Source organism: Vibrio sp. 1069, from assembly GCF_033340555.1.
The window spans coordinates 402,314-418,594 of the sequence record NZ_JAWOWP010000001.1; the positions used below are offsets into that span (position 1 = coordinate 402,314).

The following is a 16,281-nucleotide window of genomic DNA, read 5'->3' on the forward strand; positions in this document are numbered from 1 at the left end:
ACTCAGACCGAAAACATGCTTTTAGTGGGCTTTTACATAGACATTCTTGCGGTAGTACGACGACTCAGGGTTTGTCAGTTCGTAGCCGCCCACGTAAGGCTTGATGAGGTATTGATCGTTACCCGGACGATAAATAGGAATAATGGCCATGTCTTCAATCAGCATGCTTTCTGCTTGTAGATACAGTTCTGATGGGTTGCTCATGGTCTTTGAGCGAGCCATTAACTCGTCGTATTGCGGGTTGTTATAACGAGAATCGTTGTACTCGCCACTAGAAACGAAGATATCCAACCATGTAGAGGCTTCATTGTAGTCAGCCGTCCAGCCGCCGCGAGTAATGTCGGTCGGCTCTTTAAGTGCGTAGAACACTTTCGGTTCTAGCTGTTTTATCGTGACTTGCGCACCCAATCGGCTTTTCCACATGCCTGCCATGGTGGTTGCCATTTTTACGTCCATCGAGAAAGTTGGTACGGTAAACGTTAACTTAAGCGGATTGCTTTTATCGTATCCAGCTTCTGACAGTAATTGCTGCGCTTTTTCGATACGTTTATGGCGGTTCCAAGTTGCGAACTCAGGAGTGTGAGATTTAAAACCATCTGTTTGAGGTGGCACAAGGGTATACATTGGAACCCCACCGTTTCTCAAAATAGCACTTGTTAACAGTTGACGGTCAATGGCATATGAGAGGGCTTTACGAACCCGCACGTCTTTTGTTGGCCCTTGTTGAGTGTTGAGGTAATAGAATGTGGAGCCAAGAGACGCACTGGTGCTTGCCACTTCTTGTAGGCGTTGTTGAATTAACTTTTTCTTCTGAGCGGCAGGAATGGAAACCGCTTGGTCTATCTCACCAGCTAGGTAGCGGTTTAGCACTACGTTTGCATCACCAATTGGTAGCCAGGTGACTTTTTCCAGCACTACATTGCTTGCGTCCCAATAATGTGGATTTTTAACCATCACCAGTTTTTCGTTAACTTTCCATTCAGAGACAGTAAACGCACCATTTGTAACGATATGCTCAGGCTGGGTCCAACGGTTGCCATGTTTTTCGACGGTCGCTTTGTGAACGGGTGCAAGTACGGGATGACTTAATAGTTTCGTAAAGAAGGGAATAGGCTCTTCGAGTGTTACCTGGAACGTTTTTTCATCCAGCGCCTTCACGCCCAAAGACTCAGGCTCGGCTTCGCCCTTCATAATCGCTTGCGAGTTTTCGATATTTGGAATGGCCGCAAACCAAGCGTACGGTGAAGCAGTGTTTGGATTCAGTAAGCGTTGCCAGCTGTAGACAAAATCTTGTGCAGTGACCGTTTCGCCATTTGACCATTTTGCATCACGTAAGTGGAAGGTATAAACCGTATTGTTGTCATTGACTGACCAAGACTCAGCAACACCAGGAATGGTTTTACCTTGCTTATCTTGAATGACCAGACCTTCAAACAGGTCTCGACCGAGATTAAAAGCGGGCTCTGCGGCTTGCTTGGCTGGGTCAATAGAAGTAACTTCAGCCCCATTGTTTAGCGTAATTTCTTGTGTCTCATCGAGGGTCACACCTGAGGGATACGGCGCGGCATAGCTTGATGTTGCCAGTATTGGACTCATCATCGACGCTAATAAAAGCAACTTAGGTAATTTCATCCTTGTCTCACTCTTTTCATCCTGAAAGATGCCAAAAATGTATATTGTATAAATTGTCTACACAATCGAGTTTTAACATTACTGTAACAGGGTGTCAGGTGTTGAGCTGTCTGGTCTCAAAAAGTGAGCTAGGGGAATTTCTTTGAAGATCTGATATCAAGTTGGCATGACGGGAAGTAATTTTGCTTCGATACAAATTAAAATCCCCTTCAAGCACAGGCTAGAAGGGGAAGATAGTCAGTCTGCTCTTCAAAAAGCACGACGTTAACTGACTAGGAAATGTTTCACGAACTCAGTGATTTTGACCATATCACTTACCGCGATAAACTCTTCTGTCGTGTGTACTTTTGCCATGCCAGTTGAAAGGTTGACCGTTGTGAGACCTTTCTTGTTAAAGTTGTTGGCATCGCTACCGCCGCCAGTGCCTTTTGTGAAGGCGTCAATTCCCAACTCTGAAAATGCTGCTTTTATAGCGTTTACGTGTGGGTGGTTTTCTTCAATAACAAAAGCGTCGTAGGCTCGGCTAGATTCAATGTCGACTTCTGCACCGTGTTTTTCACAGACAGACTCTAATGTTGAGATCATATGATTGACCTGAGCATCTAGTTTATCGCCATTCAGGGAGCGTGCTTCTGCCACGATTTTTAATTCAGGCATAACAATGTTTGTGGCCTGACCGCCGTTAACCATACCGATGTTGGCTGTCGTTTCTTCGTCGATGCGAAGCAGCTTCATTTGGTTGATGGCATCTGCCGCCACCATGATCGCACTGATGCCTTCTTCTGGCGCAAGCCCTGCGTGTGCTGGTCGGCCTTTGATTTTTGCCATGATCTTTTGCTGGCCTGGGGCTGCGGTCACAATGGTGCCAATAGGGCCACCCGTATCTAACACGATTGCTTCCGTTGAAGTGACGTGTGACATATCGAAGTATTGTGAACCGAATAAACCGCCTTCTTCATACACGGTGAAAGCAAGTTCTAACGTTTTGTGCTCAAGGTTTTCCGCTTGAATACAACGAACGGCTTCCATGATGGCAGCAATACCAGATTTATCATCGCCACCAAGAATCGTATTGCCTTTTGAACGGATAACGCCGTCTTCGATGATTGGCTCAATGCCAATGCCCGGTGTGACTGTATCCATATGACAGCTCATTAGGATAGAGCCGTCTTTTTTGCCGTCTAAACGGGCGTACACGTTAAAGCCGTTAGAAATGTGCTTAGGTACTGGAAGCTTGTGCACGGTAAAGCCTAGGTCGCCTAGCTGCTCTGCCAGTGTTTCTGCAATTTGTTTTTCGTTTGTTGATTCGCTATCGATACGTACCAGTTGGCAAAAATGTTCAACTAAGCGTTCTTGATTGATGTGTGTCATTAGATGTCTCTTTTTCTGATCGAGCGTGAAGCCTTGTGGCTCGGCTCGATAGGGAACAGAGCACCACTTATGGCACAGTTACTTTTAAATAAAACTGAGGTGAATCAATAAAGGGGTATCCATGACACGATTCTGACCGATGAGCCTTTCGAACTGTATGAAGCGTCACGAAACATTACTTTTGATGTTTTGCAGGAGCAAATGAATAAATCGGATAGAGATAGGGTGCAATAGATTTTCCATACCCTTTTACTTTTTTGAGTTACGTTGCCAAGATAAAATGCCAAAGTAACAACTTGTTTACATTTTATGTGTTGGCGTAAAGCCGAAAATATCAATCTAATATATTGAAAATAAGCAGTTTATTTGATGTTTACGAAAGTAGATTCGACGCGCCTCCTGTGTGTAACATATATTTTACAATTATGCGTAAAAATCGCCAAGGTAAAGATTTCTCCCCACGTATTCCAATTTCTCAAGACCTGCGCCAAGTTAGAAAAATAAGTCCAAACAAAAGCTACTGAGACAAGGAGAAAGTCATGGTTGATGCATATAACCCACTAGGAACAGACGGATTTGAGTTTGTTGAATATACCGCTGCTGACAACAAAGGCATTCAACAGCTTAAAGATCTGTTTATATCGTTAGGTTTTGCGGAAATTGCAAAGCATCGCTCAAAAGAAGCGTGGTTATATCGACAAGGTGACATTAGCTTTATTGTGAATGCGCAGCCGCATAGCCAAGCTGAGGGATTCGCCAAAGTTCACGGTCCGTCGGTTTGTGGCATGGCATTTCGTGTGAAAGACGCCACCGTTGCTCTGGCGCATGCGTTAGAGAATGGCGGTAAAGAATATAAAACGGAAATTGGGCCGATGGAGCTTAGCATTCCTGCTATTTATGGCATCGGTGAAAGCTTGCTTTATTTTGTCGACCGTTATGGAAAGCAGAGTATTTATGATGTCGATTTTCGTTTTTATGATGATGCTGATGAGCGTTTATCAAAAGCGAATGTTGGTCTTTACGAAATCGACCACTTAACGCACAACGTTAAGCAGGGCAACATGGATGTCTGGTCAGGTTTCTATGAGCGCATTGGTAACTTCCGCGAAATTCGTTATTTCGATATCGAAGGTAAGCTGACTGGTCTTGTCAGCCGTGCGATGACCGCACCTTGCGGCAAAATCCGAATTCCTATCAATGAGTCGTCAGATGATAAATCGCAGATTGAAGAGTTTATCCGTGAATACAATGGCGAAGGTATTCAACACATCGCATTGACCACAGACGACATCTACGAAACGGTCAAAACCTTGCGTGAGCGCGGCATGGACTTTATGCCAACGCCAGATACTTATTACGAGAAAGTCGATCAGCGTGTTGAAGGCCACGGTGAAGATGTAAGCAAGCTTCGTGATTTGCAGATTCTTATTGATGGTGCACCAACGAAAGATGGCATCTTGCTACAGATCTTTACTCAAACCGTTATCGGCCCTGTGTTCTTCGAAATCATCCAACGTAAAGGCAATGAAGGCTTTGGCGAGGGTAACTTCAAAGCGTTGTTTGAATCGATAGAAGAAGACCAAATTCGCCGAGGAGTATTGAGCGATGCATAAATGGATCACATTCCCTCAACGGGAGGGAGTGTGCTCTAAACAAGCGCATGCTGACTTCCCGGAAGAGGCAATTTATGAACGTGAGGCAGGTCGAAGTGGCTTCTTCGGCCCCGCAACACATTTTCATCATCAACATGCCCCAACGGAGTGGTCTGAGTGGGAAGGCGAGCTACGTCCACGAGCATTTGATTTTAATCTAGTCGAGAAAGCTAGCCATATTACCCCTTGGGCAGTCCCACATCTATTACACAACACGAATTGTAAAGTTCGTGTCTGGCGTATGGATGAAAAAATGGACTTCTTGGTGAGAAATGCAGATGGCGACGAACTGCTATTCATCCACCAAGGTACGGCAGATCTCTACTGTGATTATGGTCATTTGAAAGTGAGCGAAGGGGATTATGTCATGATCCCGCGCTCAACGAGCTGGCGTTTAGAGCCAAGCGAGCCGATGTTCATTCTGATGATCGAAAACACCGATGCGGCTTATACATTGCCCGAAAAAGGCATGGTTGGAAACCACGCGGTGTTTGATCCGGCGGTTCTAGAAACGCCGTCGATCAACGATCAGTTCCGTGCTCAATATTCTGAAAATCAAACACAGGTTCAGGTGAAACGCCACGATAAAGTCAGTGTTATCACTTACCCATTCAACCCGTTGGATGCGATTGGGTGGCATGGTGATTTGGCGGTAGTAAAAGTGAACTGGCGTGATATTCGTCCACTTATGTCACATCGTTACCATTTACCGCCTTCTGCACATACTACATTTGTAGGAGCAGGATTTGTGGTGTGTACCTTCGTTCCTCGTCCAATTGAAAGTGATCCTGGAGCGCTCAAAGTACCGTTCTACCACAACAATGACGATTATGACGAAGTCTTGTTCTACCATGCAGGTGATTTTTTCAGCCGTGACAACATTGAAGCAGGCATGGTGACATTCCATCCAGCAGGATTTACGCATGGCCCTCACCCGAAAGCTTTCAAGGCAGGGCGAGAGCATAAGAAGACTTTTGCCGACGAAGTTGCGGTCATGATTGATACGCGTCACGCACTTCAGTTTTCGGATGAGCTGGAAAAAGTAGAAAACAAAGAATACGTCTATAGCTGGCAAGAGAAGTAAGAGGCAAGGATGAAATTAGCAACCAAGAAAAATAGCACTCGTGACGGTTTGTTGATGGTCGTGAGCAAAGACTTAACGCGCTGCGTACCAGCGACAGAAATTTTCCACCCCATGAACTTAGCACCGACGATGCAGGTGGCACTTGATAACTGGGATACGCTAGCACCGCAACTGGAAGAGCTATACGTTGCACTGAACAATGGCACGGTTGCAGGGTATGAAGAGTTTGAAGCGCACTACTGCGAGTCGCCGCTTCCTCGCGCTTATCAGTGGGCTGATGGCAGTGCTTACGTAAACCACGTTGAGTTGGTTCGAAAAGCTCGCGGCGCTGAAATGCCAGAGAGTTTTTGGACCGATCCGTTGATGTACCAAGGAGGCTCTGATGCCTTTATTGGTCCTTGTGACAACATCGAGTTTGCGAGTGATGAATGGGGTATTGATTTCGAAGGTGAAGTGGCTGTGGTAACTGGTGACGTACCAATGGGCGCGAGTGTTGCAGAGGCTCAGGAGTCGATTCGTTTGATCATGCTGGTGAATGATGTCTCACTACGTGGGCTAATTCCCGCAGAATTAGCTAAAGGGTTTGGTTTTTTCCAATCTAAACCTTCTTCTGCGTTTTCTCCTGTGGCAGTAACACCAGACGAACTAGGCGATGCGTGGTACGAAAACAAAGTGCATTTACCATTGGTCTCGACCTACAACCACAAGCCGTTTGGTCGCCCAAATGCGGGTATCGATATGACGTTTGATTTTGCAGACTTAATTGTTCATGCGACTAAAACGCGCCCGCTATCTGCTGGGGCAATTATAGGTTCTGGCACGGTATCTAATAAGCAAGGCACCGAACATGGCACTTCGATTGAGGAGGGTGGCGTTGGCTATTCATGTATCGCGGAAGTTCGCATGATTGAAACCATTCGTGATGGCAAGCCGTCGACTAACTTCATGTCGTTTGGAGATTCAATCAGATTGGAAATGTTCGATGCGGGTGGCAACAACATATTCGGCTCGATTGACCAACAAGTTAGCCAATATCTCAAGCACTAACAATGCTGGTTGGGAGACGATATGAGCGATAGCATGATTTTATACGGATACTGGCGATCATCGGCGGCGTATCGTGTGCGTATTTGCTTGAATCTTAAAGAGTTATCGTATGATTCAAAATCGGTACACTTGGTGCGCAATGGTGGCGAACAACACAGTGACGAGTACCATGAGTTAAACGCTTCTGAACTGGTTCCTTTGCTGGTGGATGGGGAGGTTCAGTTAACCCAGTCACTGGCGATCATTCAATACTTAGAAGAACACTACCCGGATGTCACTGTGATCCCCGAGCAAACGCCGCTTCGATACCAAGCGCTAGCTTTGGCTCAGGATATTGCAATGGAGATTCATCCCCTGAATAACTTAAGAGTTCTACAGTATTTAGAGGGGGAGTTAGCTTGCGAACCAGAGCGCAAAGTCGCTTGGATTCATCACTGGATCCACAAAGGTTTTACAGCATTAGAAGAGAAACTTCAGAAGCATCGTAAACTAAATGGTGATTGCAAGTTTAGCCTGACAAGCTCGCCATCTATTGTCGATATTTGTCTGGTACCACAATTTTATAACGCACAACGCTTTGGTGTAGATACTTCTCTTTATCCAACCATTAACGCTGTTGTGCAGTCATGCAATCAACTGCCAGCTTTTATTGATGCGATGCCAGAGAATCAGCCAGACGCTAATAGTTGATTCTTAGCATACATAATGTATTAACAAAATTTAAACGAGCCAATCCAAGTGTGTGATTGGCTCGTTTTTATTGGTGAGCAAAATTTTCTGTTTCTCGCTATCGTCGTGGCGCCTCAAAATTGCGAGGTTTTGTTGCTCTGCATAACATTTCCATTTACGCTTTGAGCAACGAGTTGTTTTGGATGCACTTTATTTATGACCAACATTTTTATCATTGTTGTTCTTCTGGTTTTATTCTTCTTTGTTATTCAAAAGTACGTGATTAAGCACGATGACACGCGTGATTATCCTTATCGCTCGAAAGGCCCTCTGCTCAGAGGTCAAGAGGGTGCGTTCTATAATGCGTTAAGAGCGGCGGTAGGGGAGCATGCCGTAGTATTCGCGAAAGTAAACATGTCCAGTTTGGTTACGCCAAAAGAAATCAAAAATAAGAAGCAGTTTTTTGTCGCGAACAATCGTATATCTCGAAGCTATTTTGATTACGTTATTTGTGACCCAAGGACACTAGAGCCGCGCGTTATCGTTGAATTGGATAATGGGCAGGAGCTAAACAAGGGTAAGATAGAAAGACAAAAGTTATTGATTCATGTTTGTAAGACGGCCAACCTGCCTTTAATCGGCGCTTCGATAAAGCACAGTTATCAAGTTGGGCGATTACGTCGTTTGCTTGCGGCACACATTGATTTGATTGAGCCCGATAAAGAAGTGCGCTTTTGCAAAAAATGCGGCAGTCCGATGATCATTAAAACCGCAAGCCAAGGTGAGTTCAAAGGGAGACGTTTCTTTACTTGTAGCCGTCAGCCGAATTGTACATACACCGAAAATTATAACGTTGTGTTTGAGGCGGACGACTAAACACGATAATTAACCTGCAGAAATAAGGGGCTTTGATTAGAGATGATCAAAGCCTTTTTTGTATCTGTCCTCAAGGCAAGACCTATACTTTGAAAAAGAGTGCAGAATAGGGCAGCCATATGCGATACGGATGGATTTTGTCAGCATTGTTCATCGCATCTAATGTTAGTGCGATACCTAATTTGAAACCACTAGAGTGTGAATTGACAGAGACACCCCAAGATCATTTCTTGTTTTACCGAGAGCAAATGGTTTACCACAGTGAGCAGTTTGTCATATTTCAAAACTTCAAAGGCAGGGTGAGCACTCAAGTAGACGTCAAAACAGGAGAGTTGATCCGTACAACCTATATCGGCGAACCATTTAAACCTAAATATCAGATTTTGTTCGGCACTTGCCCTAAGGTATCGCAAATCTTACAGATTTGGATGCTCAGTGAAGTGCCTTACGACAATTAAGTGAGATAATAAAAGTTATATAGATCACACTTTTAAACCCTGCAGGCTCCGTCCTTGTCGATAAAATCATCTGAAAACGCGTGTTGAGTTTACATTTTCGCCAAACGGTTCAAAGTTGGTAAATTTGTGCTTGCACCGTCGTTCGCTTATAGCTAATATCCTCGTCGTTCCAGAGAAATGCGTCCGTAGCTCAGCTGGTTAGAGTATCGCCTTGACATGGCGGGGGTCGGTGGTTCGAGTCCACTCGGACGCACCATTCTGAATTGAATGGTTAGGAACATAAAAATTTGGGTCCGTAGCTCAGTTGGTTAGAGTACTACCTTGACATGGTAGGGGTCGGCGATTCGAGTTCGCCCGGACCCACCAAATTTTAAAAAAGCCCACCTTTTGGTGGGCTTTTTTGTGTCTATAACTTATTGATATTCAAGTGGAATTCCTTCTTTTTTCCTTTTTATCCCCTTGTTATTACTCTGCGTTAGTACTGAGTAAAGTTCGAGGGGGTGGTAAAAAGGTGGTAAAAAACAGTAGTTTGTACAGCGCTTGAAATGGGCTATATTGCGACGCTTATGGCTGGTACTTCATGCCATTCTACGTCGTGACTATCAGTGTAAATCTGAGTGGTTCTATCACTGGCATGTGCCATGCGTTGGCGAGGGTTTACACCCATTTCATCGATGAGTTTTGCCGATAGCCTTCGGATTTCATGGAAAGTAGGGCGCTTAGCTTTTTCTACGTTAGAGTACAAACCGAGTTCGTCGCGTACTTTGGAAAATGTTTCGCTGATCATGCGACTGGTCACTTGGTAACGGTGGTCACACTGCTTAGCGATATTATTGTTTCTTGCAGGTCTACGATGCACTACGTAAGGGCAATGTAGCTTATCTGTTTTAGATAGCTCTACAACTTCTTTGATAGCGCTTGTCACCGGAATAGCAACATAAGACGTTTTAGCATTCTTAACCTTTGCTCGATGTATGTACAAGGTACCAAATACAATTTCTCCGTTCTCTGGTTTTGGAGTATCAAACCAGACAATTCCACATGTATCCGGTTTTGGTATACGGTATTTTATTCTATGTAGTTCAGCTACTGCGTGAGTCGATTGAATCGATAACCCCATCGCTACTTTTAAAAATAGAGGGGCCTCTTTTTCAATTGCTTTGAATGCTTCTATATCTAAACCCAAGCGTTCTTTCTTATTATCAGAAACATTTAGCCATTTTGGTTTTTTGTTAAACATAAAGTTTTCACTAATTGCGGATTCATCTGCTAGATAGCTAAAGCTCTTCTTTAATCGAGAAAGTTTCTTGTTATAAACCTCTTTGGATTTATCGCCATAATATGTATTTAGAAAGTCGTTCATGGTTTCCTAAGTTAATTGACTTGGAAAGCTTGTCTCCTACAAACTCATTAAGTCGAGCATTATAAGTGCGTCAATAATTTTGAAATCGTGCTTGGTATACCGCTTGTTACGCCGTGATCGGCTTAACCTGTTTCTAGCTCTTTGTTGCGCTCTAGCTGGCTGATAGGAAGGGTTGGGGCGATAGGCATTATATCGAGAGTTACGTTTAAAGTCTCGGTAGATAGTGCTCTTGTGACGCCCTAGCTCTTTAGCGATGTTGACGACACTAATGCCTTGCTTTCTAAGTGCGGACATCATATACCTTTCATTCTCAGTGCGGTGTGTGTAATTCATGGTTTTTCACTTCTTGGCGGGAGTAAAACTTATGAATAGCACATCTCACAGTTTTAAATTTCAGGGGTGTCGCACTTCGTACTTGAATCCAAGCGGTATAACAAGTTACTTCAGAGTGATTCGCAACGCACTAAGTCGACATGATATTTATAAACATTATTAAGAGGAAAAGATGAAATTTGATATGTCTGTTAATGATAACTCTGCTTCATTCTTTTATGAGGGGAGTGAAATGTGTATTTTCGTTGATAGTTTTGATAATAAAAGCTTTGATGTGAGACTAGGAAATATAAGTGAATCAGAGTTAATTGGCTCAATTTCTGCGAAAAGTGACTCTGAATTGAACTCGAAGCTTGAAGAGCTTTATCGTAGCTTTATGGAGGGGTAAACATGATTTCACGATCTCAAATAGCTGCTCTCGAACGTTCAGTGAATAAGATTTTACGTTGCCATAAATGTCATTTAAGTCATCTAAGCACTTTGTTAAAGATAGAATGAATGGCATACGTAATAATCTATTGATAATTATTACTGAGCTTAACTCTATATTTAACAGGTTAACAGTATTACATGTAGAGGTGCTTAAGAAGTTGAGTTACAATGATACTTTTAATATTAGGTGTACGGTTTCGCATATAAATATGCCTTGCGCTGTTAATAAGATTCACGTTGATGGTGATGAGCATCAACGTGAATATAGTTATTACAGTAATGAGGAAAAAAGGACTGGAAGTCAACGGACCCCAAAGAATTTCTTGTTTAACTTAATAGCGCGCTAACAAAGCGTTTAAGAGGGATTTTGCACACGTGGCATTTTTACTATGCGTCGATTTAAGTTATTAAGGTGGTATGCGTCAGCTTCGGCATTGCGTTGCTCACACCTTAACAGGGTGTTAGCTGTAATGCCAGATATTGCCTAATGTAAATTGGAGGAATAACATGAATGGAATCTTACCTGACTTGATTCAAAGCTTTGAAGAGTGCTTAAAAATGGTTGGCGGCCAAAACGATCATTACGATGTTGATGCAGCATTGGCGATGACTCTTATTTTGATGCAAAGAAAAGTTTTCAACGAACAAGAGCGCAGTATCTTGTCCATGAAATTATCCAAAAAGTGTCTAAAACGGGAAAATATATTTAATGATGTGAATGAGCAAGCTGAATTTTTAGAAATGGCCAGTTTTTATCCTGAGACAGTAAAATATTTGGTTAATAACGGAGTGTTTAATCTTTCAACTCTTCGTCTTGCGCTAGATAATTTGAATCATGAAGTACGTAAGAGTAGTGGCTATAGCTCTATGGCACAATGCGCGATGCAAACTCAAAGTAAAGCTGATAGTGCAATCATCATTCAAAACTGTATCAATTTGATAGATAGCTAACAAACTGTTTAAGAGTGATTTCCAACGCTTGGCATTTTTACTATGCGTTAATTTGAGTGATTAAGGTGCTTTGCGGTGCATCGGTTTTGCGTTACTCACCCCCTTAATTGGGCGTTAGCAGACAAAAGTAAATCAAGGAAGAGGGTACGTTATGTCTGATAAAGTAATTAAGTCTTCAACAGCTACAACTCAATTCGGTGCGACTAAAGCAGATGGGAAATTAGAACTAACGAAGCCGGATTTAATTTTTATTCCGTACAACGAAAAGTTGGGTTTTGGTCCATATCAATTAAAGCGCCAAGGCATTGCTGCCGTAGCTAAGTACTTGGGCAAAGGTGGTGGTGTAACTCCAACCAACACGAATGCATTTCGCATAAAGCTAGCCAACAACACGTGTTACGAGTTTATTGTAGCGAAGCCAGAGCAATGGATAGATGCACTCGGTGAAACTTTCAGCTAACAAACTGTTCAAGATGGATTCTCGATTTCATTACAAGGCATTGTTTTATATGTAATATTGTCTTGGTGTTACCCTCTAGGGAAACATTGAGAGGAACTGCGAAAATAACTCCTAATTGTGATTTAAATCACTGTTTGTGCTTGTTTTTGTTTCGGATCTTCACCGAATAGCCTCTAAGATCAAAATGTGCTCAAGAGGAGTAATTCAAGTTTGTGGAATTAATCTCAGGATTTAAGATAGCGCCCAAGTTTTTTAAAGTGGAGTTCAAATTCGTTAATTTGCCTCATTTCCTGCTGGCAATAAGTAAGAAACCCTTACCAGTTGCTTTCCAACTCAAAGCAACTCTTTAGTTGTTGCGTCCGTATATTCGGTTTCTTGATGAAGGAGCTACCCTCTAGCCTTTTATGCTTCATCATCTTGTAAAGTTATTGAATTTATTAATGATTAAGCACTGAGCAATATGGGTTTGTATTCGGTGTGCTCTGTTCCAATGATACTGGGCGCTCAAATAAGCGAGTTGCCATACATCAGTTAATTCATGCTCTACTAAATTAGAAAAACGCAACTCTGAACTGTGCAAAGGCGTGTCAGATGTCGACCACGGCAGACTCACCTTTGCCTCAAAATAAGTTTCACCAAGTTACAATCAACGATGCAACTTTACAAGTTTGCATCAGCTTTTGTAACCTAAAAGTGGATACCCCTACCAGATCTCACTTTTAATATAGTTCTATATATCAATACATTAGAAGTAGATGACATTTTACAAACGAAACGCCTACTTAATATTATGTAATGATTTGTGTATTGAAATTACCTAAGGACTTTTAGGCATGGACTCTTTAAGCGTCACATCTTCCAGATACACCCATCGGCAACACAATCAAGATCCGTTAAAGTTTTTCATTGTTCTCATGGGTCTAGAACCATATAAAAATGATTTACATCGTGAAAATCAATCGTTAAGCCTTTTATCTGGTATTGTGTTGTACAGACATTTATCGAAGCCCGACCAAAGAAAAGTAACGAGTAGTGTGTTGAATTTAAAAAACAATCGCTTGAAGTCTAAACTCTATGGAATGATAGGCCAAATCGGCGCAAATCCATACTGGTTCTGCTGGTCACTAAGTGATTCTGAGTTAAAAAGTTATTATAATTCAAACAAGAAAATCTCTGACTTACTCAGTAGCCCTGGCTTTGATGTTCCAACGATTTCAGTCGGAGTGTTACCCGCTGGCGTATATTCTGTTTTTAATGAAGGAATGAAAACAACAGTGACCAAAGGTCTAACGAGTATCGTTAGTTCGAATAAGGTGTTAGAGACAGCGAAAAAATTGGGATTAAGAAAGCAACTTGTAGGTGAGTCAGGGCGAATGCTTGGCGCTTTTGTGATAATGATTATTGGTTTTAATGCAATGCAAACCCAAGGCATGAAAGATGCCAGAAAAGAGCTGATCCTCAGAGGTCTAATCAATCCTTCGGAGTTATAATGATTATAGCAATATTGGGTCTTTTCGGTGGGTGCACTTTACTCTTCTTTTACTTGCAAGGACTAAAGACAGAGCTAAGAGAGGGCTCATCCGGTATAGTTAAATTCAACGCTTTTCCATTCAACGTAGCGATGTTGATTGGTGTTATTGTCGGCTGCTTATTCTACATCGTGATGGCTGTAGACAGTTTGGCTGTGGTATCAGCGACGATAGCGATAACATGGTTTATCTTACGTATATTTCGCGATCGAATAATTCGTGCACTCTTAAAGGGCCTATGAACTACTATCTACCCTTTGATGTTTGCTTCGAGTTCTTAGTATCAAGTTTGAAGTGCGACACTTAGAGTAACTGCTATTTTTGAGTGTGTTAGAGTGCTTTTTGTTTCAGTGAGGTACGTACAGTGTCAGTAATTCAATTTGTCAAGTTGTGGAAAAACCATCCATACCCAAAATCTCCTTGTGATAGGGCTCATTTTCCTAATCAGTGTGCTATTCGTACGGGTTGCTCTGGAGGAAACAGGTATCGACACTTCAAGTTTTGACCAAAAATATCCTAATAGGCGCTGCTACCCTGGCTTTAAACATAGTCCTAGACACATTTTAGCAGCCCAAGAGTTAGCAAATTGGATCTCTGTTAACCCTAATATATTTGGAAATAAAGAGCTTATTAAAGAGCAAAGAGAAAATCATTAATGGGTCGGAGAGGGATTATCTTTATCAGGAATGGGTGGGGTAGTACCGATCACATTGACGTTTGGGATGGCGAGCATATGAAGGGAGGCGCCCCTGATTGGATTAATCTTGGTGATGAAGTTTGGTTTTGGGAGATAAAACAGTGAAACAAACAACTACGCTACTTTTATCGTTTGTTAATTTTTCTTCCTTAGCATTTAATCTGTCAGTTAACAATGGATCATCTTGTACTTTGTTTGAAGAGTCTACCATTTTTGAAACAAAACTAACTTCTCAATGTAATTGGGCAGTTAATGCTCAAGGTGATTTACAGACACTCAGTGTAAAAGGTAACAAAGTAGCCATTCTTCTAGGCCAACCTATATCTTCTAATCAAGCTGAAAAATGGGGGGTGAGTGTCGAACAGAACTGTTCTCTTGAATCTGTTGGTGTAATGATTGATGAGGTTTCAAAAGTAATCGCGGTCAGTAAACCGCTTGAAGGGGCATTGTTGTGCCCGGTTCTTCCTATAGATGATGTGTTTTTCAAAAGCTACAATTGGTCTCTCTAGCCGCTATACATAACAAAGCATTTAAGAGTGATTCCCAACGCGTGGCATTTTCACTGTGTGTTGGTTTCGGTGTTTAAGGTGGCATCAGTATTGCGTTGCTCACCCCTTAACAGGGCGTTAGTCGCCAGAAAAAGCTAGCAATCAAAATCATGTTTCTAAGCTTAAATGTGTGATTCATAGAGATGGTTTCACTTTTCTTAGCTGAAGATCGAGCTTGTAATTCTGCTCTTGATACCTCTCTTTCTTGATCTCGTAGTTCTGAGATACCTCTTCAGACAAAAGGGTTTGATCAGAATCTTAGTAATCCTGTCTATCCGAGGTTAGCCCATTTAACGAGCTGTGGGGCCGTTCCTAGGTGTAGTAGTGTTGCCATTCAGCTAGCAGCAGGTCCAGTTCTTCCAACCCCACATAGACATCTATGGTCGGATAGAACTCACTTTTATCTGTTTTCTGCGAGAGTTCCATTTTACCATTCAAGTGAGGTGAACCAGGGTTATTTGGGCGAAACTTGATCCCATAAATCATGAGTTGTTTCTGGACTTTCTCAGCAAAGAATTCACGCTCTCTGTCCGTCTGAATACGCTGGATAGGAAATGGTATCTCTTCCACGACACAATCGATAAAGTCAACTGTATTTGCTGCTGTGCGCCGAGAGCAGCACCTTAGAACCCGATAGCGAGAGCAGTCATCAATAGCTGTATAATGGTAAATTCCAGGCGCTATTTTACAGGTGTTCATGTGGACTCTATCACCAGGAATTGGGCGCTCATATCTTTGGAAATCTTTTTTTCGTCGGTAAGTTACGATGAGTTTGACTGGTGCTTCGTATAAAACTTTATGGAGTGTCGCTGTGCTTAGATGTATTTGGTGAAGTCGGATTACTTTCGTTTGTATACGCCGCGCCCCTAAATTGCCTTTCTCACGCATCGTAACGATCAATGCTCTTAGCTCATCATAGAGCTTGGCAACTGGAGATGAATGAGGGCGTCTGCTCTGGCTTTCCAGACCAGCGATTCCATACTGCTTCTATCGCCTAGCCCACTTATGTAATGTTGGTCTGGAAATACTACAGCGTCGACATACCAGGCCTGCATAACCACATTCCTCATACATTTTTACCCACCGTAGTCTTTGTTGGATTTCTCTGTCCATAGACACCCAGCATAGTTGAAAGAATGTCTATGAATCACACAGTTTAGGATAAAGACTCTAAAATCT

At 42.5% G+C, this 16,281-nt stretch carries 14 protein-coding genes, 2 tRNA genes and 2 pseudogenes; 13 read left to right on the plus strand and 5 right to left on the minus strand.

What is annotated here, in order from left to right:
* Window positions 1-21 precede the first annotated feature (21 nt).
* Both R7040_RS01775 and R7040_RS01780 read right to left on the minus strand, forming a co-directional pair.
* Window positions 22-1,632: a peptide ABC transporter substrate-binding protein gene (locus R7040_RS01775; RefSeq protein ID WP_064353858.1), complete on the minus strand. Its 1,611-nt coding sequence runs from the start codon at window positions 1,630-1,632 to the stop codon at window positions 22-24.
* 264 nt (window positions 1,633-1,896) lie between these two features.
* Complete coding sequence (locus tag R7040_RS01780) at window positions 1,897-3,003, minus strand: M20/M25/M40 family metallo-hydrolase (protein WP_318081248.1); 1,107 nt, start codon at window positions 3,001-3,003, stop codon at window positions 1,897-1,899.
* A gap of 539 nt (window positions 3,004-3,542) precedes the next feature.
* Here R7040_RS01780 and hppD point away from each other — a divergent pair.
* The 8 genes from hppD to R7040_RS01820 all read left to right on the plus strand — a co-directional run bounded on the left by hppD (window position 3,543) and on the right by R7040_RS01820 (window position 9,155).
* Window positions 3,543-4,616: a 4-hydroxyphenylpyruvate dioxygenase gene (hppD, locus tag R7040_RS01785; RefSeq protein ID WP_005377835.1), complete on the plus strand. Its 1,074-nt coding sequence runs from the start codon at window positions 3,543-3,545 to the stop codon at window positions 4,614-4,616.
* Entirely contained in the window at window positions 4,609-5,739 is a 1,131-nt protein-coding gene (locus R7040_RS01790) for a homogentisate 1,2-dioxygenase (RefSeq protein WP_318081247.1), read from the plus strand. Before hppD ends, R7040_RS01790 begins: the two co-directional genes overlap by 8 nt.
* Before the next feature lie 9 nt (window positions 5,740-5,748).
* Window positions 5,749-6,786, plus strand: a complete 1,038-nt coding sequence (locus R7040_RS01795) for a fumarylacetoacetate hydrolase family protein (protein ID WP_054577894.1) — start codon at window positions 5,749-5,751, stop codon at window positions 6,784-6,786.
* A gap of 21 nt (window positions 6,787-6,807) precedes the next feature.
* Window positions 6,808-7,476 carry a maleylacetoacetate isomerase gene (gene maiA / locus R7040_RS01800; RefSeq protein ID WP_005377832.1) on the plus strand — a complete coding sequence of 223 codons (669 nt, stop codon included), beginning with the start codon at window positions 6,808-6,810 and terminating at the stop codon, window positions 7,474-7,476.
* A gap of 195 nt (window positions 7,477-7,671) precedes the next feature.
* A complete protein-coding gene (locus tag R7040_RS01805; protein ID WP_005377831.1) occupies window positions 7,672-8,331 on the plus strand; it encodes a DUF2726 domain-containing protein in 660 nt (219 codons plus the stop codon).
* A 119-nt stretch (window positions 8,332-8,450) separates the two neighbouring features.
* Entirely contained in the window at window positions 8,451-8,789 is a 339-nt protein-coding gene (locus R7040_RS01810; RefSeq protein WP_085569546.1) for a hypothetical protein, read from the plus strand.
* A 179-nt stretch (window positions 8,790-8,968) separates the two neighbouring features.
* A tRNA-Val gene (locus tag R7040_RS01815) sits at window positions 8,969-9,045 on the plus strand.
* 33 nt (window positions 9,046-9,078) lie between these two features.
* Window positions 9,079-9,155: transfer RNA gene (locus tag R7040_RS01820), tRNA-Val, on the plus strand.
* A 184-nt stretch (window positions 9,156-9,339) separates the two neighbouring features.
* On the opposite strand, the gene R7040_RS01825 is transcribed toward R7040_RS01820, so the two are convergent.
* Entirely contained in the window at window positions 9,340-10,152 is an 813-nt protein-coding gene (locus R7040_RS01825; protein ID WP_033905174.1) for a tyrosine-type recombinase/integrase, read from the minus strand.
* A gap of 51 nt (window positions 10,153-10,203) precedes the next feature.
* Window positions 10,204-10,485: pseudogene (locus tag R7040_RS01830) on the minus strand (helix-turn-helix domain-containing protein); the annotation flags it as partial.
* Between the two features lie 172 nt (window positions 10,486-10,657).
* Here R7040_RS01830 and R7040_RS01835 point away from each other — a divergent pair.
* From R7040_RS01835 to R7040_RS01855, 5 genes are all read left to right on the plus strand, one after another.
* A complete protein-coding gene (locus R7040_RS01835; RefSeq protein WP_033905175.1) occupies window positions 10,658-10,873 on the plus strand; it encodes a hypothetical protein in 216 nt (71 codons plus the stop codon).
* Window positions 10,874-11,424: 551 nt separating this feature from the next.
* Window positions 11,425-11,868, plus strand: coding sequence for a hypothetical protein (locus R7040_RS01840; protein ID WP_033905177.1), 444 nt, complete (start codon window positions 11,425-11,427; stop codon window positions 11,866-11,868).
* Between the two features lie 151 nt (window positions 11,869-12,019).
* Window positions 12,020-12,328: a hypothetical protein gene (locus R7040_RS01845; protein ID WP_033905178.1), complete on the plus strand. Its 309-nt coding sequence runs from the start codon at window positions 12,020-12,022 to the stop codon at window positions 12,326-12,328.
* Between the two features lie 833 nt (window positions 12,329-13,161).
* Window positions 13,162-13,818, plus strand: a complete 657-nt coding sequence (locus tag R7040_RS01850; RefSeq protein WP_213896015.1) for a hypothetical protein — start codon at window positions 13,162-13,164, stop codon at window positions 13,816-13,818.
* Between the two features lie 837 nt (window positions 13,819-14,655).
* Window positions 14,656-15,063, plus strand: a complete 408-nt coding sequence (locus R7040_RS01855; RefSeq protein WP_064353862.1) for a hypothetical protein — start codon at window positions 14,656-14,658, stop codon at window positions 15,061-15,063.
* Window positions 15,064-15,237: 174 nt separating this feature from the next.
* Here R7040_RS01855 and R7040_RS01860 read toward each other — a convergent pair.
* Window positions 15,238-16,215, minus strand: a pseudogene (locus R7040_RS01860) (DDE-type integrase/transposase/recombinase).
* Between the last annotated feature and the right edge of the window lie 66 nt (window positions 16,216-16,281).